Below are 22,585 nucleotides of genomic sequence, written 5' to 3' on the forward strand. Positions count from 1 at the left end.
CCTGATGCACGCCATGGCCGAGCTCATGGGCGAGCGTCATCACGTCGCGCGGCTTGCCCTGATAGTTCATCAGCACGTAAGGGTGCGCCGACGGCGTGGTCGGATGCGAGAAGGCGCCCGGCGCCTTGCCGGGCCGCACCGGCGCATCGATCCAGCGATCGGTGAAAAACCGCTCGGCGATATCGGCCATTTCCGGCGAGAAGCCGCGGTAGGCCGACAGTACCATGTGCCTCGCCTCGGGCCAGTCGATCGTGCCGGTGGCGGCAAACGGCAGCGGCGCATTGCGGTCCCAATGTGCCAGTTTCTTCTTTTTGAACCAGCCGGCCTTGAGCTGATAATAGCGATGCGACAGTTTTGGGTAGGCAGCGCGCACCGAACTGACCAGCGCATCGACCACCTCGCGCTCGACGCGGTTGTTCAGGTGACGCGAATCCGCGACATCGGCAAAGCCGCGCCAGCGGTCGGAAATTTCCTTGTCCTTGGCCAGCGTGTTGGTGATCAGCGCGAAGGTTCGCTCATTGGCCTTGAAGGTTTTCGCCAGCGCCTGCCCTGCCGCCTTGCGCTTTTCGGGCGCGCGGTCCTGCAGCAGGTTCAGCGTCGGCTCGATCGCGAGGTCCTTGCCCGCGACCCTGAAGCGCAGGCCTGAGATGGTCTGGTCGAACAGCCGGTTGAAGGCACCGTAACCTGTCTGGGATTTCTCATGAAACAGCTGCTCGAGGCGATCCTCCAGCTGATACGGCTTTTCCTTGCGCAGATCCTCCAGCCACGGGCGATAATGCGCCAGTTCCGGCACAGCCATCGCGCGTTCGATCACCGCATCGTCGACGCGATTGAGTTCGAGCGCGAAGAACAACAGATGCACCGACGCATTGGTCAGCCGCTCCGAGACGTCGCCGTAGAATTTGGTGATCGCGGGATCGACGCTGTCACCGGCGTGAACCAGCCCGGCAAAGGATCCAAGACGCCCGGCGACATCGTCGATCGCCTCGTAGCGCCTGACCGCCTCGGCGAGCCATACGCCGCCGCCTTCGCCGGCGGTTCGTTCCGCGAGCTTGCCCTTGTAGTCCGTCTCAAACGCGACACACTCGGCATCCATCCTTTGCAGGTCGCGGGTGATTTCCGGCGCGTCGATCCCGGTATAGAGATCGGCCAGATTCCATTCCGGAAGTCTTGGCGTTGACGACCTGCCGGATGCCTTGCGATTCGCCTTCGTGGTGGCTCCCCTGCTCGGCCCTGGTTTACGGGATGTCTTGGCACGGGAAAGCGCGGTCTTGGTCGGCATGCATACTTTCAGGGTTGGCGTGGACGATCAGGCGAAAACGGCAAGTTGCGGCGCTACATGGACGAGCAGTTCCTCACCCTCGATGAGCAGTGGTTCGATCTTTTCCTGGACCGTGTGCCGAACCGTAAACGACAACAGCACCAGACGTGCGACAAGCGACCAACTGCGGGAACTCATTGCCGCCCTTGCATGCTGCGCAACCAAAGGCAGGCTTCGGTGTTCGAACAGGAGCCGGCCCGATCCATCCTCGAGAATGTAGCGCCCGCCGATCCGCGACACGCACAATTCGCAAGCCTGATCCGGCAGCGAATCCAGCAGATAGAACTGGGCGTCGCCGCTTTCGGTCGCGCCGGTTTCCCATTCGCGACCGTTCGCCGGCGCGAGCGCGGCGCTCAATGCCACGACGATGGTGTTGAGTTCGCTTTCGCTCCACACGCCGGTGGCCGGTTTGCGCTCGAACGCAACTACACTCATTTGCTTTCCGCTCCGAACAATAACCGGTGCAATTCCGGCTCGTAATACATTAACAGATGCCTAGCGAAGGCGGCCTGTTCAATACCCAATTCGTTGGCCCATGCCCCCATGATTTCCGCTGGAACTCGACTGAACCCGTTCTCGACCTGGGATATGAACGTGTAATATTTCAAGCCAAGACGTGCAGCGAGATCTGCCTGCGACAATTCGGCATCCGCCCTGCGCAACTTGAGCCAATCCCCAGCCAGTTTCCGCAACTGCCTGGCTTCCGGCACAGCCTTGCCCGGCGGCCGTCCAGCGAAAACATCTTGATGTTTTGCTCGTTTCATGATTACTAAACTATCTGAGTTGAATTACAGGGTAGGTGATGTTACCTACCACAATCTCAGCTCGCGAATAAGAACAAATGGTTTTCTTAGACCGCAGTCAGATTGTTCAAACGAGTCCCCGGCCGCCCTTGGCCCGCGGCAAGGAGTTGTTTGCCGGCATCCTGCTCGTGGCGCTGATCGCGAGCGTGGGAATCCGGAACGTGGTGCCGGTGGATGCTCTGGCGCCGGCAATCGTCACACTCTTCTTTGCCGTTGCCGCAATGACAGCCGGGTTCGCGTTGCTGTGCCGGGGCGATCGGTTCCGCATCATGTGGTTCGACCTCGCCGGAAGCCTGACCTTCATCGGCGTTGTCTTCTCCGTTCTGATCGAGCCGGACCAGATGGTCAGGCTTTTCACTCTCTCGGATCAACCTGAATAACGGGAACGCATTTTGCGCAGTCTGACTGCGTCGTTTTTTTCTGCGCGTCCAAGCCCGGGCCCCTCTGGCAGTTCAAGCGAACTGCGATGTCGGATTGGACTTCAACGGAGTGGCCCGCATGCTGGAATTAATCTCTTCGGAATCCCTGACAGCGCTTTTCCAGGTCGTGATGATCGACTTGGTGCTTGCCGGTGATAATGCGATCGTCATCGGGCTTGCAGCCGCAGGTCTCCCCGAGGGTCAGCGCAAGAAGGCGATCCTTATTGGCATATTGGCCGCCACGATCCTGCGCATTGGCTTTGCATCGATCACGGTTCAACTCCTGCAGATCATCGGACTGCTGCTCGCCGGCGGGGTCCTGCTGCTGTGGGTATGCTGGAAGATGTGGCGCGAGTTGCATGTCTCATATCATCAGCCCAAAACGCAGAGTCTTTCGTCGGCAAGTACGATGGATACATCTGTCGGGAGCCATGAAAAGACACTTCGTCAAGCCGTATGGCAAATTACCATTGCTGACGTCTCGATGTCGCTGGACAACGTCCTCGCGGTCGCGGGCGCGGCGCGCGAGCATCCGACGATACTGATATTCGGCCTGGCCCTCTCCATCGCACTGATGGGGTTCGCCGCCAACTTCATTGCCCGGCTTCTGGAAAAGCACCGCTGGGTGGCTTACGTCGGCCTTCTGATCATCCTCTATGTAGCTATCGACATGTGCTACCGCGGCGTGCGGGAGGTTTGGCCACACCTCACCGCGTAGCCTTTGCCCCAACGATGCCGTCCCCCAACGATTAAGCAGGCGTTAATCGGCATCGGCGAGAGTGCCCCGAATCGAGACAGCGTAACGTGCGGGGAAAAGCCATGGCTGCGACCATTCTGATTGCCGATGATGATGCGGTAGCCCGCCGCCTGGTCGAAAACATGGTGCAGAAATGCGGCTATGAAACGGTTGTCGTAGACAGCGGCGACGCCGCCATTGCGGCACTGACCGCAGCGGACGCGCAGGCCATCGACGCCGTGGTGCTCGATCTTGTCATGCCCGGCCTCGACGGCATGGGCGTACTGGCCAAAATCCGTGAGGCCGGCCTCAACATCCCCGTCATCGTGCAGACCGCCCATGGCGGCATCGACAATGTGGTGTCGGCGATGCGCGCCGGCGCCCAGGACTTCGTGGTCAAGCCGGTCGGCGTCGAGCGGCTGCAGGTCAGCTTGCGCAACGCCCTCAACGCCAGCGCGCTGAAGGGCGAACTGCAGCGCATCCGCCACGCCAAGGAAGGCCGGCTGACGTTTGCCGATGTCGTCACCCGCAGCGAAACCATGGCCGGCGTGCTGCGCACCGCGCAGAAGGCCGCCGCCTCGACCATTCCAGTGCTGATCGAAGGCGAATCCGGCGTCGGCAAGGAATTATTCGCGCGCGCCATCCATGGCAGCGGCGAGCGCAAGGCCAAGCCGTTCGTCGCCGTCAATTGCGGCGCGATCCCCGACAATCTCGTGGAGTCGATCCTGTTCGGCCACGAGAAGGGCGCCTTCACCGGCGCCACCGAACGCCATCTGGGCAAATTCGTCGAAGCCTCCGGCGGCACGCTGTTTCTCGACGAAGTCGGCGAATTGCCGCTGGCGGCGCAGGTCAAGCTGCTGCGCGCGCTGCAGGAAGGCACCGTCGAGGCGGTTGGCGGACGCAAGCCCGTCAAGGTCGACGTCCGCATCATTTCGGCCACCAACCGCAAGCTGCTCGACCACGTCAAGAACGGCAAGTTTCGCGAGGACCTGTTCTATCGGCTGCACGTGCTGCCGCTGACGATTCCTCCCTTGCGGATGCGGCGCGAGGACATCCCGCATCTGCTGCGGCATTTCCTGGCGAGGTTCTGCGCCGAGGAAAACCGCCCGATCACCGGCATCAGCGGCGAGGCGATGGCGCAGCTGTCGCAACTGGAGTGGCCCGGCAATATCCGTCAGCTCGAGAACGCGGTCTATCGCGCCGTCGTCATGAGCGACCACGACCAGCTCGGGCTGGCCGATTTTCCGGTAAGCGCGGCGCAGTCCGCGTCTGCACCCGACGCGCACAACCAGCATGCCGAGCCCCTGATCGTCGGTCCCGCCTTCCACTCGACCGTGCCCACGATGATCTCCGGTAGTGAAATACCAATCGCTCCCTTGCCTTCGGCCGGGACCCTGGCGATGCTGACAAGCGCGGGCGAAATGCGGCCGCTCGAGGAGATGGAAAGCGAGATCATCCGGTTCGCAATCTCGCATTACCGCGGCCAGATGTCCGAGGTGGCGCGTCGATTGAAAATCGGCCGCTCGACGCTCTACCGCAAGCTCGACGAGGCTGCCGCGGACGATCCGGCATCCGGCAGCGCGGACGAGGCAAGCTGAACGGGAGTTGGATTGTGGCGATCCGGTGTCCGCGATGCCAAGACCGCAGACATCGCTGTTCCGGAACATTTGAACCGTTGCTTGGCGGTGACAGACAAAAGGCAAAGAGCGTGGCAAAAGCGCGCAATTCATTGCCAATGGGGTGCTTTGAAGTCAGTTTCTCGTGAGTTGCCCCGCGTGGCGCTGGCCGCTTCAAGGGGGCGCATGTACCGTCTGCGTATGAATCGTTGCGTGCAGGCGTAGCAACACTGGAGAGATCCGGAATGCGTTCAGAAACGAACCAATGACGTTGCTGAATGTTGCTTCCGAACAACAAGGCCGGCGCTTTAGCGAAGCTGTACGGAACGAATGCCGTACCGGAATTTTCAAGAACTGTTCCAATGCCGGGGCAGTTTCGCCCAAGGGGTGTGACGATGCGTGACCGTTCGACCAACCGTGCTGGTTATGACCGCGTGCTGATGGCTGTCGCGGCGACCTTCCTCACGGTGTCCGCAACTTCGGCATTCGCGCAGGCCGGTCCGACCCGCAGCAGCGCCGCGGAACTCGCGATCGAAGCGGCGATCCCGCGTCCCGAACCCGCCAACGTGCCGCCCCCGACCGCCAGCGATTTCAAGCTGGATTCCACCGCGACGCTGCCCGACGCGGCGGAGCCCAGGACCGCGGAGCCTAAGACCGCGGCCGCGACGCCGGCGGAGAAAGCCGCCGAGCCCAAACCTGCCGATGTCGTCACCGCGCCCGCCGCCGCACCTCCGGCTGCTGCCACCGCAACGCCGGCTCCCGAGCCGGTCAAGGCCGCGAGCAGCGTCCCGGCGGCAGACCAGCCCGTCGCCGACAAGCTTCGTGAATTGATGGGCGCGAAAGCGTCGCGCTATTTCGATCGCAAGGGCGAACGGGCCGCGGTCGAGAAGTTTTATGCGGCACGCGAATTTGCCCCGCTGTGGACCCAAAGCGGCGCGGCGACCGCCAGCGCCAAGGGCGTCATCGCGCGGCTCAAGGATGCCGCCGCCGAAGGCCTGAACGCGGCCGATTATCCGGTGCCGGATTTCACCGCGGCGGCAACGCCCGACGCGCTCGCGGAAGCCGAACTGAAACTTACCGCCAGCATGCTGGACTACGCACGCCAGGCCCAGAGCAGCCGCATGCACTGGTCGCAGGTCTCGTACGACATCCTCTATCCCGAACACCCGACCGACCCCGCCGAAGTGCTGGCCAATGTCACGACCGCCAGGGACGCATCGGCCGCGCTCGAGAGCTACAATCCTCCGCACAAGCTCTACAAGAATTTGAAGGCCAAGCTGGCCGAACTGCGCGGCCAGGGCGAAGGACCGGTGATGCAGATCGCCGAAGGCGCGCCGCTCGCGTTCAAGGCCGCCACCAAGAAACAGCCGGCGGTGACGCCGGAAGATCCGCGGGTGCCGCAACTGCGCGCCAAGCTCGGCATCACCGAAAACCCCGACGACACCAAATACGACGCCAAGGTCGCCGCAGCGGTGCGCAAGTTCCAGGAAGGCGCCGACCTCAAGCCGACCGGCGTGCTCGACGACCGGACCGTCAAGGCCATCAACAGCCCGAAGCGTGACCGCCAGATCGACACCGTGATCGTCAACATGGAGCGCCTGCGCTGGCTGCCGCGCCAGCTCGGCGCGCCGGCGCTCAACAATGCCTACGTGATCCTCAATGTGCCCGACTTCACGCTCAAGGTGATGCAGGGCGGCGGCGAGGTCTGGACCACCCGCGTGGTGACCGGCAAGCCGGGCAACCACGCCACGCCGATGCTGACCGAGACGATGAAGTTCATCACCGTCAATCCGACCTGGAACGTGCCGCCGTCGATCATCTACAACGAATACCTGCCGGCGCTGCAGCAGGATCCGACCGTGCTGCAACGCATGGGCCTGAAGATGGAACGCGCGCGTGATGGCAGCATCCGCATTTCGCAGCCGCCCGGCGAAGCCAATGCGCTCGGCCGCATTCGTTTCAACTTCCCGAACAAGTTCCTGGTCTATCAGCACGATACCCCGGACAAGCATCTGTTCGCCAAGGAAGAGCGCGCCTTCAGCCACGGCTGCATGCGGGTGCAAAATCCGGATCAGTACGCCTCGACGTTGCTCAACATCGTGATGCCGAATGAAAAATACACCCCGGAGAGAATCCGCGGCATGTATGGCCGCGGCGAGACCAACCTCAATTTCTCGACCCCGGTCCCGGTCCACATCACCTATCAGACGGCGTTCGTGGACGACGCCGGCAAGCTGCAATTCCGCAAGGATGTCTACGGCCGCGACGCCAAGATGATGCCGCTGCTCAAGAACAACGGGACCAGGGATCTGGAGAACGTCGTCGCCCACGCCAATCCGAGCTATGGCCGGCCGAGCGGCTCGTCGCTGCCCTCCAACGTCGCCTTCAACGACAATTCCGGCCCTTCGTTCTTCGAGCGGCTGTTCGGCGGCGCGGCGACACCCCCCGCCCCCGTCGGCCGGCAGCAGCAGCGTCGGGTGATCACCCGTTAATTCCCGGATTTCGCCGGTTTGAGTAAATTCTGGAACAATATCAACGATCTCGTCTGATGGGCGAGATCGTTTACGTTAACCATTCTCCACCCCGATTAAAGCTGCGGGCACTTTTTCGCCACACTCGACGGGTTAGGTTATGCCTACTTGGGGGGTGGGACTAAAATCTCAAATAACCCACCCAGCGTTAAGTCTGCATTAACCCTCTTTCGCCACATGGGGTAGCGAAAGGGTTCCTCGTTCGGTTGTCCTCTGGGTGGGCTCATACGTGCTGTCTGGTTTCGCACGCCAATTCAACTCGCTGTCGTTCCCGAAAGCCGGCTGTCACGCCGGCCTGACATGCTTGTTGCTGCTGGCCGGCGCCGGCGCTGTCCAGGACGCGACCGCGCTGAATGAAACCCGCACCCTCTCGTTCCACCACACCCATTCCGATGAAGCTGTCACCGTCACCTTCAAGCGCGACGGGCGCTATGACGAAGAAGCGCTGAAGAAACTCAATCACTTCCTCCGCGACTGGCGCAGCCAGGAACAGACCACGATGGACCGTCGGCTGTTCGACATCCTCTGGGAAGTCTACCGCGACGTCGACGGCAAGAAGCCCATCAACATCATCTCCTCCTACCGCTCCCCCGCCACCAACTCGATGCTCCGCCGCCGCTCCTCGGGAGTGGCCCGCAACAGCCAGCACGTGCTCGGCCACGCCATCGATTTCTTCATTCCGGAAGTGCCGCTCGAGCAGGTCCGCACCGCCGGGCTTCGCCTGCAGCGCGGCGGCGTCGGGTTCTATCCAACCTCCGGATCGCCGTTCGTCCACCTCGATACCGGCAGCATCCGGCACTGGCCGCGCATGAACCACGACCAGCTGGCCCGGGTGTTTCCCGACGGCCGCACCGTGCATGTTCCTTCCAACGGCAAGCCGCTCAAGGGCTATGAACTGGCGCTGGCCGACATCGAAAAGCGTGGAACCGGCGATGAAGTCTCCGGCAAGAGCAAGCCCGGCCTGTTCGCCGCCTTGTTCCGGAGCAAGTCGAACGACGAGGATGACGAGGGCGCCAGCGCCCCCGCCGTCCGCGGAAAGCCTTCGCCTGTTAGCGTGATGGCCGCAGCCGCGCCCGCCAAGTCCGCTGAAAAGTCCGCCGACCCGGTTCCGATGCCGCGCGCAAAGCCTGTCGGTTCGACGTTCCAGCTGGCCTCGGCCGACGCCCAGATCGCACAGCCCTCAAAGCCGAAGCAGGCCGCCGCGGCTGACAAGGGCGAAGCCAAGCCGCAGACGCCGGCCGACATCATCAATGCCCGCGGCTTCTGGGATGCCGCGCCGAAGCAGGCCACGCCGGCACAGATCGCCGCCATCAGCGCCCGCAACGCCGTCAATTCAGCCGATCCGCAGGCGACCGCCAGCGTCACCGAAGCCTTCAAGAAGGCGCTGGCCTACGCGCCGGCGGCCTCCTCGCCGGTCGACCGCGCCAATATCGTCGCAGCCAGCGCGCCGATCCCCCGCAGCGCCCGCCCGGCCCGCAACCCGCTGGTCGCCCCGACGATCGATACGGTGGTCGCCAAGGGACCGCAGGGCCAGCCGAGCGTGGTTGCGACCGCGACCCGAATGGCCGCTGCCAAGGGCAATAATGACGTCTGGATGCGGGTCATGATCCTGGCGCCAAGCGCCAGCACCTCGATGTCCGCGACCGTGCTCGGCGATTCCGACATGACCGTGATGCGCGCCCATTTCGTCAAGCCGCAGGCCATCGTCGCGATGAGCTTCTCGGACGATCCGCAGCTGGGACTGATCTGCGACCGCTTTACCGGATCGGCCACCGCCAGGCTGGCTACCCAGTCGTTCGTGATGCGAACCGCCGCGCTGCGATAAGTTCGACTTAGCAGTCCTGTCGAGCACTCAAACGCTTCAACATATTCGATGTCGTCCTCGCGAACGCGAGGACCCATACGCCGTGCCCTCTCGTTGGAGCACGGCGTCAGATATCTCATGTCATTTACGAAGGCCGCGGATTATGGGCCCTGCGTTCGCAGGGGCGACGAGCTGAGAGGCGTTGGCGCCTCACAGCATTCCCAGCGCCTGCAGGTAGGTTTCCAGGATGGTTTCTTCTTCCGCCCGCTCATTGGCGTCCTGCTTGCGCATGCGCACGATGGTGCGCAGCGCCTTGACGTCGAAGCCGTTGCCCTTGGCCTCGGCATAGACGTCGCGGATATCGTCGGCGATGGTCTTCTTTTCCTCTTCCAGCCGTTCGATGCGCTCGATGATGGCCTTGAGCTGGTCTTTGGCGAATTTGGTCGCGGGCTCGTCCTGGACGGCAGCGGCTGGGGTGGCCATCGGGTACTCCTGAATGAACTGATGTTGAGGTGTGAGAGAGCGCCGCACGCTTTCCACGCACCGCATTCCGGAATGACCCTCATGAGTGCGGTGGCTTGCGTCAAGGCAACATCGCGCTCATCCACAGCGCGCCCACAGGAGAAAGACCCCCGCATGCGCGTTCGGCCCGTAGCCCGGATGGAGCGAAGCGTAATCCGGGAATGAACGTGAGGCTGGCCCCGGATTGCGCCATCGGCTCGGCGCTTCGCCGACCCGCCGTCTCCATCCGGGCTACGGATTTCGACTCAGTGGCTATGGCTCTTTTTCATCGCCGCGAGTTGCTCGGGCGTGGCGGGGCCCTGATGGGTCGCCTTCCAGGTCTCGTAGGGCATGCCGTAGACCGCCTCGCGGCTCTCGTCCCTGGTCATGGCGGCGCCCTTGGCGTCGGCTTCTTCCTTCAGCCAGTTCGACAGGCAGTTGCGGCAGAAACCCGCCAGATTCATCAGATCGATGTTCTGGACGTCGGTGCGCCCGCGCAGATGCTCGACCAGGCGCCGAAAGGCCGCCGCCTCGAGTTCCGTTCTGGTTTTGTCGTCGATGGCCATGGCCGCGTCTCTTCCCCAGGGTGATATTGTCATAAGGTGGGAGTTGTCACAGATTTTACCATATCGCAGCGCAAAGGGGGAACTTGAGGCCGAATTTCGGCTCCAATGCCCAAAACGGCAGCTGCCGGCGTTGACAGCTGCCGATGGCCTACGCGAAATCATCAAGGAACTGATATAGCTTCACTAAATGATCGCAAGCGATTCCCACCGTCGGCATTCCCTTCCCGCTCGCCTGACCGCCGGTCTGATCCCGGCGCTGGTGCTTGCGGTGACATGCCTGTGGAACGGTTCGGCGGCGGCGGATTTTCGTCTCTGCAACAATACCTCCAGCCGGGTCGGCATTGCGCTCGGCTACAAGGATGCCGAGGGCTGGACCACCGAAGGCTGGTGGAACGTGTCCTCGCGGAGCTGCGAAACCCTGCTGCGCGGCACGCTTGTCGCACGCTTCTATTATATCTACGCGCTCGATTACGACCGCGGCGGCGAGTGGTCGGGACAGGCATTCATGTGTTCGCGCGACAAGGAATTCACCATCAAGGGCACCGAAAATTGCCTGGCGCGCGGATTTGACCGCACCGGGTTCTTCGAGGTCGACACCGGCGAGCAGCGCGCCTGGACCGTGCAACTGACCGAATCCAACGAAACCCCCGCGCCGCGTTTGCCGGGGATGCCGGGAACGGTTGGCCCCGGCGGCCCCGGTGGCTTTCAAGGGATGCCGAATTCGCCGGGCGGGCCGCCTCCGGGCGCGCCTGGTCTGCCGCCGGCGCCTGGAAGCAAACAATGAGACGCCTTCGCCGCATCAAGATCCTGGCAACGCTTGGCCCCGCCTCTTCCGACAGCGCGATGATCCGCAAGCTGTTCGAGGCCGGCGCCGACCTGTTCCGCATCAATATGAGCCACACCTCGCACGACACCATGCGCGAACTGGTCAAGACCATTCGCAACGTCGAGAGCAGCTATGGCCGCCCGATCGGCATCCTGGTCGATCTGCAGGGCCCGAAACTTCGCCTGGGATCATTCACCGAAGGCGCGATCCAGCTCAAGAACGGCGAAAGCTTCGTGCTCGATTCCAGCAAGGCCCCGGGCGACAACACCCGTGTCCACCTTCCGCATCCGGAAATTCTGGCCGCGCTGCGGCCGGGCCACGCGCTGCTGCTCGATGACGGCAAGGTCCGCTTGATCGCCGAAGAAACCTCGCCGGAGCGCGCCGTCACCCGCGTCGTGATCGGCGGCAGGATGTCGGACCGCAAGGGCGTCAGCCTGCCCGACACGGATCTTCCCGTCTCGGCGATGACGCCGAAGGATCGCGCGGACCTCGACGCCGCATTGGTGACCGGAATCGACTGGGTCGCACTGTCCTTCGTGCAGCGCGCCGAGGACGTGCTCGAGGCCAAGAAAATGATCCGCGGCCGTGCCGCGGTGATGGCGAAAATCGAAAAGCCGCAGGCGATCGACCGGCTGCCGGAGATCATCGAGGCTTCCGACGCGCTGATGGTGGCGCGCGGCGATCTCGGCGTCGAACTGCCGCTGGAGCGGGTGCCGAGCCTGCAGAAACAGATGACCCGGATGGCGCGGCGCGCCGGCAAGCCGGTGGTGGTCGCGACGCAAATGCTGGAATCGATGATCCAGAGCCCGGTGCCGACCCGCGCCGAGGTCTCCGACGTCGCTACCGCCGTCTATGAAGGCGCCGACGCCATCATGCTGTCGGCGGAATCGGCGGCCGGCAAGTTTCCGGTCGAGGCGGTCTCGACCATGAACCGGATCGGCGAGGAAGTGGAGCGCGACCCGACCTATCGCGGCGTGCTCAATGCGCAGCGCGCCGAGCCGGAGCCGACCGTCGGCGACGCCATCGCCGATGCCGCGCGGCAGATCGCCGAAACGCTGGACCTGTCGGCGATCATCTGCTGGACCAGTTCGGGCTCGACCGCGCTGCGGGTCGCGCGCGAGCGGCCGAAACCGCCGGTGGTCGCGATCACGCCGAATCTGGCGACCGGACGCAAGCTGTCGCTGGTGTGGGGCGTGCATTGCGTGGTCGCCGAAGACGCGCAGGATCTCGACGACATGGTCAGCCGCGCCGGCTCGATTGCGTTTCGCGACGGTTTTGCCAGAGCCGGCCAGCGCGTCATCATCGTCGCCGGCGTGCCGCTGCGTTCGCCCGGCACCACCAACATGCTGCGCATCGCCTCGGTCGGCCCGGACGGCGACGCGGATATGTGAGGGACGCCACACCCAATCTTTACCTACCGCCGGTACCCAGAAGCCTGCATGAGCGATTCCCATCGCCACCCTGGCGGCAAAGCCAGTTTCCCCTGGAGAACATGATGCGGTCCGTCATTCGCAACTCTGGCTTCGCACTGCTATTTGCGATCACTCTGATTTCTACGGGTTCGCGGGCACAGGACAAGGGCCCGATCCAGATCGCATCCGGAGTGACGTACGAATTCCTGGACCGCTGGGATATCGGTCGCCTGAACCAGATCCTCCAGACCGATACGCCGAAATTCTCCGGCATCCCGGTAACCTACACGCCGGCCCGCAATGCAGTCCGGCTCTACCGGGTCACCTATTCCTCGGTGGTCCCGGAGCGCGGCAACAAGCCGACCGTCGCCACTGGACTCCTCGCCGTTCCCGACACCAAGGACACGACCTTCCCGATGGTCTCCTATCAGCACGGGACTGTGTACGGAAAGCAGCAGGTCCCGTCCTTTGCAGAGCAATCGCCGGAAACCCAACTGATGATCGCGCAGTTCGCGGGACAGGGATATCTCTTGATCGGCGCCGATTATTTCGGCCTCGGCCTGTCTGACGAGCCCGAAGGCTACATGGTGAAGGCGAGTCATCAACAGGCCAGCTATGACCTCCTGACCGCAAGCCGGGCCGTCCTGGGCCATTTGAGACTGGACAGTACCAAACTCTTCCTCGCCGGTTGGTCACAGGGCGGGTTCGTCACCATGGCATTCCTGCAGAAGCTCGAAAGCGCCGGCGTGACCGTGCAGGCGGCCGCCACGGCGAGCGCGCCCGTCGACGTTTTCGTCGCGCTGAACGGCTTTCTCAATTTCCCGAGGAAGAACGATGCGGCCTGGGTGCCCACCCTGTTTATCCTGTCGTCGTTCGCCTTCGAGCACTATTACGGTGTGCCGGGCCTGGCGCGTTCTCTCCTCAACGACGCCTATTACGACGTCTCGCGCAAGGCGTATGAGCGGCAGCCTTTCGAGGCCGCCGACGTTCCGACCGACCTTCGCAAGCTGATACGGACCGAATATTTCGATCCGCAGTTCTTCGCGGCGTCAGCCTATGGCCGACTGGTGGCGCAGACCGAGGCCTACCGTTGGCTCATCAAGTCGCCGGTCCGGAATTATTACGGTGAGGCCGACGAGGCCATCAGCATCGGCTTGGGACAACTGGCGATGACCTATCAACGGGCGATCGGAAACGGTAACCCGCAGGTCGAAGCGGTTTCGACCGGGGAGACCAGCCACCGCGGCACCTTCGCCCGCGCGGTGCCGCAATGGAAGAACTGGTTCGACGCCCTCTAGATCCGGCCCGCATTAGGAGAGCCGCGATCGGCCCGGTCAGCGACGCGGATATGTGAGTTGCGTGGCGGCACCGGTCTTCACCCTCCCCTGGAGGGGGAGGGTCGGCTCGCGTTGAGCGCAGCGAAATGCGAAACGGGGTGGGGTGACAGTCTCGCAACGCACGCACCGTTCGATATGAGAGACCGTCACCCCACCCCGCCGCTCCTTTCAGTCGCGTCGACCCTCCCCCTCCAGGGGAGGGTAAGCGGGATCGCCGCGCATTCAGGATTCAAAATTTCAAACATCGCGCCGATACACGTCCGCATTCTCGCGACGCGATGCGCCCGAGGTTTGCATCAACTTCACCCTTCTCAAGAAAGAAGGGCGCAGGGAAAGCCGGGCGCCGATTGCACCCGCGGTCGTGCACATAGAGTGCACGAGTAGACCACAGGTGAACCGGATCATCCGGCTTTCCCTGCACGGTGGGTTACGGCTTATTCGTGATCTCCCCGGTGAGCCTTGCACTATTGCCACCGTCGCCGTGCGGATCGCAGATGCATCACGCCCGGTTGGGCCGGATGCATCTCCACACGACTTGACGCCAGCATGGGGGCGTCAGGACCACACGATTTCGCCGTCCGCGCCCGTCTCGCCAAAGCTCCCGCCGGACCTCGCGCCCATCATGCGGGTTTCGTCGAAGACAGTTAGCAGCGCCGTCCGTCTGTGCGCCGGATCATCGCTCACGGAGTTCAATCCGCCCTGCGATCCCTTGCGCGCCCGACGCTGTCGCGTCCATCGCATCCCACCGCGCGTTCGTGACGTGCGCAACGCCCCTTGTCGGGTGGGACGGGCGAATCACTACGGGTGATTTGCCCGACGTGTTAAGCAAAATATTTTTGTTTCGAGGGCTTGACTTTGATTTCCGATAAACAGAAGTTATTTGCCCGTCGGGTCGTTTTCGTTACTTCGCAGGGTGGACAAAGGCGCGCTCTTCGCGCCGTGCCCACCATTGACGTGTGTTGAACGAAGATGTGGGCACGCGTCCGCCTTCGCTCTTCGAGCTACGGCAGACGCTTTGCCCGCCCTACAGTTTTGCGATTTTTCCTAAGCCCCGACCAGCGCCTTCGCCGGCAGCACCGCCTGCACCACGAGGCCGCGGGCGCGGGCGTCCATCACACCGACGGCGCGCAGCGCGAGCAGCGTCACGGTTTGCACGGCGTCGCGCAGCTTTCCGGAATCATCGGTGTTGTCTGGCGCCAGCGGCCCGACCAGCGATTCATGCAGCGCGCCGAGCAGCGCGGTGGCGGCCAGCGCGGTGTCCTGCGCCGGCAGATGCCCGGCGCGCACCGCGGCGTCGATTCGGCCAGCAATCTCGCCGGCGATCTCGCGCCGGCTGGCGAGGCGCGACGCGGTGACGTCGACATCGACCGGCTCGGCCAAAATGCCCCAGGCGAGCTTGCGCTGCGACAGCACATGCACCGCGACGGTGGTGACGGCGGCGGCCAGCGCCGACGACGGGCCGGGAGCCGCGTCCGCGGCGCGGCGGATCGCCGCCAGTTCGTCGCGCGAGACGTCGGCGATCAATTCGGAAATCAGATCGGCCTTGGAGGGGAAGTAGCGATAGACGGTGCCGGCCGCGACATTGGCGCGGATCGCCACGGGCGCGATCTGCACCGCGGCCATGCCGCCCTCGGCGGCGGCATCCCGCGCCGCCGCCAGGATGGCGCTGCGCCGCGCCGCCAGCCGCTTCACCACCTGATGGGTTCGCCGATAGACCATGGCGCGTTTCTCGTCCCGGGCGCCCTGCCGGCCAAACCGGGCTCGGCAAAACGCGTGCGTCTTCAGTTGTTTTGAGCAGTTTGGCACAAACCGCTTTGAAGAACTGAACAACTATTCAGGCCTGATGACAAGGGTCAAAGTTCGGGATTCAGAATGCAGGCGGAAGCGCCCGCCTCGATCGCCCGCGATCAGGTCAGGTGGCGGCCGACACCATCGAGGGTGCCGGCTCAGGCCGCCGCCACAGGCTGGCACGGCGCAGGACGAGAGCCGCCACGATCAGCGTGGCGCCGAAGCCGAGCGGCACGCCGGTGAGGATGAAGCCCGCGATCATGGCCAGCGCGCAGGCCAGCGCCGGAAGCTCCCAGACGAGAAAGCCGCTCGACAATCCCATACGCACCAGGAACGCGACCGGTATCGCCAGCACCATCATGTCGTACATGAAGAGGTATGGCGTGGTCAGCAAGGTGCCGGTCGCAAGGGCGGCGGCCTTCACGGAATAGCGCACCCGGCTCCGCCACATCAGCGCCAGCACCACCGCCACCGAGCCCGCAAAGATCCAGTGGAATATCCAGGCCAGCGCTTCGGTGCCGCCGAAGGTGCGCACCAGCGCGAACAGGCTCTGCATCTTCCACCACGGCGCCTTGCCTTCGGTGAGGAACGCCTGTGAGAACATCGGCATCCAGTGGAAGAACGCCTGCCAGCTCTCGGTGCCGAAGGCGAGCCACGATGCAACGGCCATCGCGATGGTCACGATCGCGGCGGTGAAGAACACCGTCCATTGCGACGCCGCGATCAGCACCAGCGGAAACAGCAAACCGTATTGCGGCTTGTAGCTGAGCAGCCCAAGGCAAATGCCTGACAGAATCGGCCGCACCGGCATCAGGTAAAGCGTGCCGCCGATCAGCGCCGCGGTCAGAAAACCATTCTGGCCGACCAGCACATTGTTGAACGCCATCGGCACCGCCACCGCCAGCAACAGGCCGAAGGGCCGCCCGACGATCGCGCGCATCATGGCGAGATAGGGTACGAGGCTTGCCAGCGCCCAGCCGATGAACGCCACGGCGTAGGGAAAATGCGCCAGCAGGCTGGCGACGAACAGGAAGGGCGGAGGATAATGCCAGGCAAAATAGCCGGTAAAAGTCTGGCCGAGCAGCGCCACTTCGACCTGCTTCTGAATATTCCAGTCCCAGGCCTGCGCAGGATGACCATCGAGCGCCAGCCGGCCCGCTGCCCAGACGTTGACGAAATCGGTCGGGATGCCGAGGCCGGCGGAATCATAGATCCACCAGTTGGCCAGATACGCGGTCGGGAAAAACGAAAGGTTGATGACGGCGAGCGCGAAACAGACGTTCAGCAGCGCGGGCGGGATCGCACTGTGCTCGCTTGGAACGGTCGGGACGGATACGGGCGTGGCCATGCGAGATCCCTTGCGCACGCCCGCAGCCTTCGCGACGCGCGCGTTCTCCACCAATAGGCCGACAGCCGTTAAGAAATCTTAAGGTTTTGGGTGGTGGTGATGAGAATTACCCTGTCGTTCCGGCCTCCGGGCCGGGACCATAGCCACCGGCCTATCGCCTCGCACAGATGCCTCAACACCGTATTCCAATCGCACCGGCACGGAGTATGGGTCCCGGCTCGGAGGCCGGGACGACTCGTTGAGGGATTTCGGCAGAGCCCCTCACTCCCAACTCAGCGCGCCGCCGTAGAGCGGCGTATGCCCGAACAGGGCAAAGAACAGATCGACGATTGCAAGGTCCGGACGCAACAGCGGCGCACGGTATGAATCGTGAAAATAGGCATTGCCGGCCAGGTGCCGGCTCAGAGCGCTGGCGGGCGGGACATCGCATTCAACGACGGACATGGCGAGCTCCCCCACGACGCGAGCATTCACACAAGAAAACGGGCGCATGATGCGCCCGTTTCCAAATCAATCGATAGCAGATGCGCCGCATCACGCCTGCGGCTGCGGCTCCAGCCCGGCGTCCGGATCGGGACGCGGGCGCGGCTTGCCGGCCGGCGGCACCGCCGAAGTGCGCGGCGTGGTCGGCTCCAGCACCGACTCGCGGTTCGGCTTCTTGCCCTGAAGCAGGTCCTGAATTTCGTCGCCGCTCAGGGTTTCGAATTCGAGCAGGCCCTTGGCCAGGGCCTCGAGGTCGGCCCGCTTCTCGGTGAGAATGCGGGTCGCTTCCTTGTAGCCCTCTTCGACGAAGCGCCGGATCTCGGTGTCGATCTTCTGAACCGTGGCTTCCGAAGCATTCTGGGTCCGCGATACCGACATGCCGAGGAATACCTCGTCCTGGTTCTCGCCATAGGACACGGTGCCGAGTTCTTCCGACAGGCCCCAGCGCGTCACCATCATCCGCGCCAGCCTGGTGGCCTGCTCGATGTCGGACGAAGCGCCCGACGTGACCTTCTCACGGCCGAAGATCAGTTCTTCCGCCACGCGTCCGCCCATCATGCTGGCCAGCCGCGAGGTCATCTGCTCCCGCGACATCGACAGCTTGTCGCGCTCGGGCAGCTGCATCACCATGCCGAGCGCACGGCCGCGCGGAATGATCGTGGCCTTGTGGATCGGATCGGTCGCAATGACGTTGAGGCCGACGATGGCGTGGCCACCCTCGTGATAGGCGGTCAGCATCTTCTCTTCTTCGGTCATCACCAGCGACTTGCGCTCGGCGCCCATCATGACCTTGTCCTTGGCCTCTTCGAACTCGGACTGGGTCACCATGCGCTTGTTGCGGCGCGCGGCGGTGAGGGCCGCTTCGTTGACGAGGTTCATCAGGTCGGCGCCGGAGAAACCGGGCGTGCCGCGGGCGATGGTCTTCAGGTTGATATCCGGCGCCAGCGGCACCTTGCGGACGTGAACCTTGAGGATCTGTTCGCGGCCGACGACATCCGGATTCGGCACCACCACCTGGCGGTCGAAACGGCCCGGGCGCAGCAGCGCGGGATCGAGCACGTCCGGCCGGTTGGTCGCGGCGATCAGGATCACGCCCTCGTTGGCCTCAAAGCCGTCCATCTCGACCAGCAACTGGTTCAGGGTCTGCTCGCGCTCGTCATTGCCGCCGCCGAGACCGGCGCCGCGATGGCGGCCGACCGCGTCGATTTCGTCGATGAAGATGATGCAGGGCGCATTCTTCTTGGCCTGTTCGAACATGTCACGCACACGAGAGGCGCCGACGCCGACGAACATTTCGACGAAGTCCGAACCCGAGATGGTGAAGAACGGCACGTTGGCTTCGCCGGCCACCGCGCGCGCGATCAGCGTCTTGCCGGTGCCGGGAGGGCCGACCAGCAGCACGCCGCGCGGAATCCGTCCGCCCAGCCGTTGATATTTGCCGGGGTCGCGCAGGAATTCGACGATCTCCTGCAGGTCCTGCTTGGCCTCGTCGACGCCGGCGACATCCTCGAAGGTGACGCGGCCATGCGCCTCGGTCAGCATCTTGGCGCGCGACTTGCCGAAGCCCATCGCCTTGCCGGCGCCGCCCTGCATCTGCCGCGACAGGAACACCCAGACGCCGATCAGCGCGATGAATGGCAGCCAGGAGACCAGCAGCGACACGAACCATGGCACGTTGTCGCCCGGCGGTTTGGCGGAAACGTTCACCTTGGCATCATACAAACGCTTGACCAGCGTCGGGTCGTTCGGCGCATAGGTCTGGAAAGCCGACCCGTTGGTGAAGGTGCCGTGGATATCCGGCCCCTGGATGACGACGTCGCGAACCTTGTTCTGATCGACCTCGCTCAACAGCTGCGAGAAGGTGATTTCCTGCGAGGCAGCGCGCTGACCAGGATTCTGGAAGAGCGTAAACAGTGCCAACAACAGCAAAACAATAATTACCCAGAGGGCGAAATTGCGCAGATTGGCGTTCATCGATCTTCCTTCGTGGTCGCGCGGATCGCGGCCTTATGTCCTTGGGTATTGTTCTTGAGGCCGGCACCCGGGAATCTCCCGGTCCGCTGCATTCCAATCTAGGTGTCGCCCCGGTCAATGCCAAGGGAACCAGACAGGACTATTTAACGCATGTTAGCCAGATTCCCGCGCAAATAATGGCGGTGAAACCGGTGTTTTCCGGGGTGGTTAAGACTCCATCGGACCCATCAGACCGCCAGCAGGGGTTCGATCCGGACGTCATTCCGTCCGGCGGCGGCGTGCGGGCGCCGGTTCGACCCGAATCCGGCCGCCGATCAGGCTGACCAGCGCGCCGGCAAGGGTCTGTTTCAGCCTCTGTCGGCCAAGTCGTCGGCCAAGTCCGGGCCGTTCCGCCATGGCTCGGTCCAACGCCGCCAGCAGGGCTTCGACCTTGCCGAGTTCCGCCGCTCCCTCATGACCGAATCGATCAATCGCGCGCTTCAGCAGCCGAAGCCGGATTTCTTCCGGCATGGCGGCAAAGGCCATGGCATCAAAAGACTGCGCATCAAGGAACCGGGCACTGAATGGGGAACCCGGAGCGTCGCGGTCCGTCAACGCGAGATAGCGCTCGGCGCCATCGGTCAGTACTTCCACCGCGGCGTTGGCCCGGGCCAGCCTCGCGGCCAGCCGCGCCAGATTGCGCGGATCGCCGCCCTCGGCGGCGAGCGCGGGCATCAGGGCGCGCAGCCGCGGACGGGTGAAGTGCGGGTCGCGGTTGGTCGGATCGTCGGCAAAGCCGACCTTCGCCTTCTGGAGCGTGACGATCAGCCGCGATTTCGAAACGTCCAGAAAGGGGCGCGCCAGCCATACGCCGTCGCGCTCCGATTGCCGCGCCATGGCCGAAAGGCCGGCGATGCCGCTGCCGCGCAGCATGCGCATCAGCAGCGTTTCGGCCTGATCGTCACGGGTATGGGCGGTGAGGATGTGGGTGGCGCCGCTCTGCCGCGCCGCCTTCGCCAGCAGTCGGTAGCGCGCCGATCTTGCCGCGGCCGGCAATCCGGCCACAGGCTTCGGACCGGTCCAGCGCAGCGTGCGATGCTCCAGCTCGAGCGTACGCGCCAGCCGCTTCACCTCACGTGCCTCGGCGGCGGCCTCGGCGCGCAAGCCATGATCGACCGTGACGGCAACAAGCCGCGGACCACGCGTCAGACTGCGGCGCCAGCGCGCCGCCAGCCACATCAGGGCGATTGAATCGGGGCCGCCGGAAACCGCGAGCAGAAGTGCCGGCGCGGTCTTCCAGTCCGCGAACAGCAGCTTCGCGTCCCTCGCCGAAATCGGATCATTGTCGTCGTCGGGCATGGCGCCGCCGGCTGATATCGAGGCCTGATGGCAGACCCGAGCAACCGAGGTTAGCACTTATTCCGCTTCTGCTCGCGGTCCACCGCCGTTTTGACGCTACCCGAGGCGCGGGGGTATTTTCGCGTCACCTCGCCGAGCGCCGCACAGGCGGCTTCCTTCTCCTTCAGGGCCGCCAGCGATTGGCCGAGCCGCAGCAGGGCGTCCGGGGCCTTGCCCGATTTATCGAATTTGGTGGTCACCGCGAGGAAGGATTCCGCGGCGTCGCGATAGAGCTGGCGCTGGAAGAAACTCTCGCCGAGCCAGTACTGCGAATCCGCCATCAGGGGATCGCTGGGATATTTCTGCGCGAAGTTGCGCATGGTCTCTTCGGCGAGCGCATAGTCCTTGCGCTGCATATAACCGATGCCGAGATCGAACTCGTCCTTCGGGGTCGCGGATGGCGGCAGGGTGGTCAGCCCGGCCCCCGCGCCGGGGGCGCGCGACGGCGGCGGCAAGACGCCGGCCGGATTGCGCGGCCCGCCGGTGTTGGCGAGATCGAGCGGCTCCCCCGCCCCGCGGCCGCCGGGAGCGCCGACCGGGCCCTCGGCAGGAATCGGCAGCTGGCCGCCGCCAAGCGCCTGCGGTGCGCCCGGAGCATTGGGATTCTGGCTGGGGTCGAAGGCATCGCCACGGCGCCGGCCTGACGCCGGCGGCCCGCCTTGCGGGGGCTCCTGCACGATCGGCGCCGGCGCCGCAATCTGCGGACCCGGTTGGATCTGGGGCTGCCGGAGCGGTGCCGGAGCAGGCTGCGCAGCGATATTGGGCGGGGCTGCGGCGGGCGGTCCGCCGGGGGCTGCCTGCGCACCACCCTGCAGCGCCCTCAGCCGCTCCTCGAGCTGCCGGTTGCGGTACTGCAACTCCTCGTTCTGGCCGGTGAGCTGGCGCAGCCGGTTCTCCAGCTGCTGGATTCGCAACTCCGCATCGGCATCATCGGACTGCTGCGCCCAAGCGGGTGACGACAGCGCGAGCATCGCGGCAATCGCCACGGCGCGGGTAATTCCATGAATTCTGGATGACATTTTGGCCTGACGAGATCGGCGTGACATCGAAAGCGAAACACATTGAGAGAGGGAGTACGACAGAATTGTGACTGAAACAAACGACCGGCAGGAGCACCCGCCAAAACGAAACCGGCGCCCAATGGGCGCCGGAAGGACTTTGCGACAAGCCAATGCTTTTAGGAGCTGGCGTTCAACACCGTGACGGCGCGGCGGTTCTGCGACCAGCACGAGATGTCGTTGCAGACCGCGACCGGGCGCTCCTTGCCGTAGGAGATGGTTCGCATCCGGCTCGCCTCGATGCCGCGCGAGGCAAGGAAGGTGCGAACCGACTGGGCGCGCCGCGCGCCGAGCGCGATGTTGTATTCGCGGGTGCCGCGCTCGTCGGCGTGGCCCTCGATGGTGAAGGCGTAGCGGTTATAGCTCTGCAGCCAGCGCGCCTGCTTTTCCAGGGTGGCGATCGCCTGCGGCGACAATTCGGTCTGGTCGCTCTCGAAGAATACGCGGTCGCCGACATTGACCACGAAGTCCTGCTGGCTGCCCGGCGTCGCGGCGCTCGCCATCGCGCCGTCGGCGCCAAGCGGGTTCTTGTTGGCGCAGGCGCCCATCGACAGCGCCACCGCGAGCACCGCGGCCAGCTTCAATCCCTGCAGAATGCGCATCTGATGTATCATTCCGGAGCCTCCGCGCTCACGTTTTCCAACTGTTATCCGGTCTACAGGGCGATGGTTAAGCGAACGTTCCG

The 22,585-nt window shown here is 64.1% G+C and carries 20 protein-coding genes; 8 read left to right on the forward strand and 12 right to left on the reverse strand.

Annotated features, from left to right (window positions below; translation table 11 throughout):
- The 3 genes from Q7T45_RS09785 to Q7T45_RS09795 form a co-directional block, all read right to left on the reverse strand.
- On the reverse strand, positions 1 to 1,282 hold a 1,282-nt coding region (locus Q7T45_RS09785; protein WP_304870174.1), incomplete at its 3' end, for a M3 family oligoendopeptidase.
- A 27-nt stretch (positions 1,283 to 1,309) separates the two neighbouring features.
- On the reverse strand, positions 1,310 to 1,717 hold the full coding sequence (locus Q7T45_RS09790; protein ID WP_304870175.1) for a hypothetical protein: 408 nt from the start codon (positions 1,715 to 1,717) through the stop codon (positions 1,310 to 1,312).
- A 35-nt stretch (positions 1,718 to 1,752) separates the two neighbouring features.
- Complete coding sequence (locus tag Q7T45_RS09795; protein WP_304870177.1) at positions 1,753 to 2,085, reverse strand: helix-turn-helix domain-containing protein; 333 nt, start codon at positions 2,083 to 2,085, stop codon at positions 1,753 to 1,755.
- A gap of 128 nt (positions 2,086 to 2,213) precedes the next feature.
- Here Q7T45_RS09795 and Q7T45_RS09800 point away from each other — a divergent pair, with 128 nt between their 5' ends.
- From Q7T45_RS09800 to Q7T45_RS09820, 5 genes are all read left to right on the forward strand, one after another.
- On the forward strand, positions 2,214 to 2,504 hold the full coding sequence (locus tag Q7T45_RS09800; protein WP_304870179.1) for a hypothetical protein: 291 nt from the start codon (positions 2,214 to 2,216) through the stop codon (positions 2,502 to 2,504).
- Positions 2,505 to 2,622: 118 nt separating this feature from the next.
- Positions 2,623 to 3,261: a TerC family protein gene (locus Q7T45_RS09805; RefSeq protein ID WP_304870181.1), complete on the forward strand. Its 639-nt coding sequence runs from the start codon at positions 2,623 to 2,625 to the stop codon at positions 3,259 to 3,261.
- A gap of 101 nt (positions 3,262 to 3,362) precedes the next feature.
- Positions 3,363 to 4,877, forward strand: a complete 1,515-nt coding sequence (locus Q7T45_RS09810) for a sigma-54 dependent transcriptional regulator (RefSeq protein WP_304870183.1) — start codon at positions 3,363 to 3,365, stop codon at positions 4,875 to 4,877.
- A 413-nt stretch (positions 4,878 to 5,290) separates the two neighbouring features.
- Positions 5,291 to 7,387, forward strand: coding sequence for a murein L,D-transpeptidase (locus Q7T45_RS09815; protein WP_304870184.1), 2,097 nt, complete (start codon positions 5,291 to 5,293; stop codon positions 7,385 to 7,387).
- 268 nt (positions 7,388 to 7,655) lie between these two features.
- On the forward strand, positions 7,656 to 9,251 hold the full coding sequence (locus Q7T45_RS09820; protein ID WP_304870186.1) for a DUF882 domain-containing protein: 1,596 nt from the start codon (positions 7,656 to 7,658) through the stop codon (positions 9,249 to 9,251).
- A 189-nt stretch (positions 9,252 to 9,440) separates the two neighbouring features.
- Here Q7T45_RS09820 and Q7T45_RS09825 read toward each other — a convergent pair whose 3' ends face one another.
- Both Q7T45_RS09825 and Q7T45_RS09830 read right to left on the reverse strand, forming a co-directional pair.
- Entirely contained in the window at positions 9,441 to 9,713 is a 273-nt protein-coding gene (locus tag Q7T45_RS09825; protein ID WP_304739596.1) for a DUF2312 domain-containing protein, read from the reverse strand.
- 284 nt (positions 9,714 to 9,997) lie between these two features.
- On the reverse strand, positions 9,998 to 10,297 hold the full coding sequence (locus Q7T45_RS09830; protein ID WP_304870188.1) for a DUF1244 domain-containing protein: 300 nt from the start codon (positions 10,295 to 10,297) through the stop codon (positions 9,998 to 10,000).
- A gap of 187 nt (positions 10,298 to 10,484) precedes the next feature.
- Between Q7T45_RS09830 and Q7T45_RS09835 the strand changes: the two genes are divergently transcribed.
- From Q7T45_RS09835 to Q7T45_RS09845, 3 genes are all read left to right on the forward strand, one after another.
- Entirely contained in the window at positions 10,485 to 11,081 is a 597-nt protein-coding gene (locus Q7T45_RS09835; protein ID WP_304870190.1) for a DUF1036 domain-containing protein, read from the forward strand.
- Positions 11,078 to 12,514 carry a pyruvate kinase gene (gene pyk / locus Q7T45_RS09840; protein WP_304870192.1) on the forward strand — a complete coding sequence of 479 codons (1,437 nt, stop codon included), beginning with the start codon at positions 11,078 to 11,080 and terminating at the stop codon, positions 12,512 to 12,514. Before Q7T45_RS09835 ends, pyk begins: the two co-directional genes overlap by 4 nt.
- A 101-nt stretch (positions 12,515 to 12,615) precedes the next feature.
- On the forward strand, positions 12,616 to 13,833 hold the full coding sequence (locus Q7T45_RS09845) for a S9 family peptidase (RefSeq protein ID WP_304870194.1): 1,218 nt from the start codon (positions 12,616 to 12,618) through the stop codon (positions 13,831 to 13,833).
- 1,083 nt (positions 13,834 to 14,916) lie between these two features.
- On the opposite strand, the gene Q7T45_RS09850 is transcribed toward Q7T45_RS09845, so the two are convergent.
- The 7 genes from Q7T45_RS09850 to pal form a co-directional block, all read right to left on the reverse strand.
- The gene (locus Q7T45_RS09850) at positions 14,917 to 15,591 is read right to left on the reverse strand and encodes a TetR/AcrR family transcriptional regulator (protein ID WP_304870196.1); all 675 of its coding nucleotides are present in this window, start codon (positions 15,589 to 15,591) and stop codon (positions 14,917 to 14,919) included.
- A gap of 193 nt (positions 15,592 to 15,784) precedes the next feature.
- Entirely contained in the window at positions 15,785 to 17,008 is a 1,224-nt protein-coding gene (locus tag Q7T45_RS09855) for a glycosyltransferase family 87 protein (RefSeq protein ID WP_304870198.1), read from the reverse strand.
- Between the two features lie 261 nt (positions 17,009 to 17,269).
- Positions 17,270 to 17,452, reverse strand: coding sequence for a hypothetical protein (locus Q7T45_RS09860; RefSeq protein WP_304870200.1), 183 nt, complete (start codon positions 17,450 to 17,452; stop codon positions 17,270 to 17,272).
- 90 nt (positions 17,453 to 17,542) lie between these two features.
- On the reverse strand, positions 17,543 to 19,465 hold the full coding sequence (gene ftsH, locus Q7T45_RS09865; RefSeq protein WP_304870202.1) for an ATP-dependent zinc metalloprotease FtsH: 1,923 nt from the start codon (positions 19,463 to 19,465) through the stop codon (positions 17,543 to 17,545).
- 258 nt (positions 19,466 to 19,723) lie between these two features.
- Positions 19,724 to 20,803: a tRNA lysidine(34) synthetase TilS gene (tilS, locus tag Q7T45_RS09870; RefSeq protein WP_304870283.1), complete on the reverse strand. Its 1,080-nt coding sequence runs from the start codon at positions 20,801 to 20,803 to the stop codon at positions 19,724 to 19,726.
- Between the two features lie 50 nt (positions 20,804 to 20,853).
- A complete protein-coding gene (gene ybgF, locus Q7T45_RS09875) occupies positions 20,854 to 21,861 on the reverse strand; it encodes a tol-pal system protein YbgF (RefSeq protein WP_304870204.1) in 1,008 nt (335 codons plus the stop codon).
- A gap of 158 nt (positions 21,862 to 22,019) precedes the next feature.
- Positions 22,020 to 22,514 carry a peptidoglycan-associated lipoprotein Pal gene (gene pal, locus Q7T45_RS09880; RefSeq protein WP_304739611.1) on the reverse strand — a complete coding sequence of 165 codons (495 nt, stop codon included), beginning with the start codon at positions 22,512 to 22,514 and terminating at the stop codon, positions 22,020 to 22,022.
- Between the last annotated feature and the right edge of the window lie 71 nt (positions 22,515 to 22,585).

It is taken from the genome of Bradyrhizobium sp. (assembly GCF_030646015.1).
GTDB lineage: Bacteria > Pseudomonadota > Alphaproteobacteria > Rhizobiales > Xanthobacteraceae > Bradyrhizobium.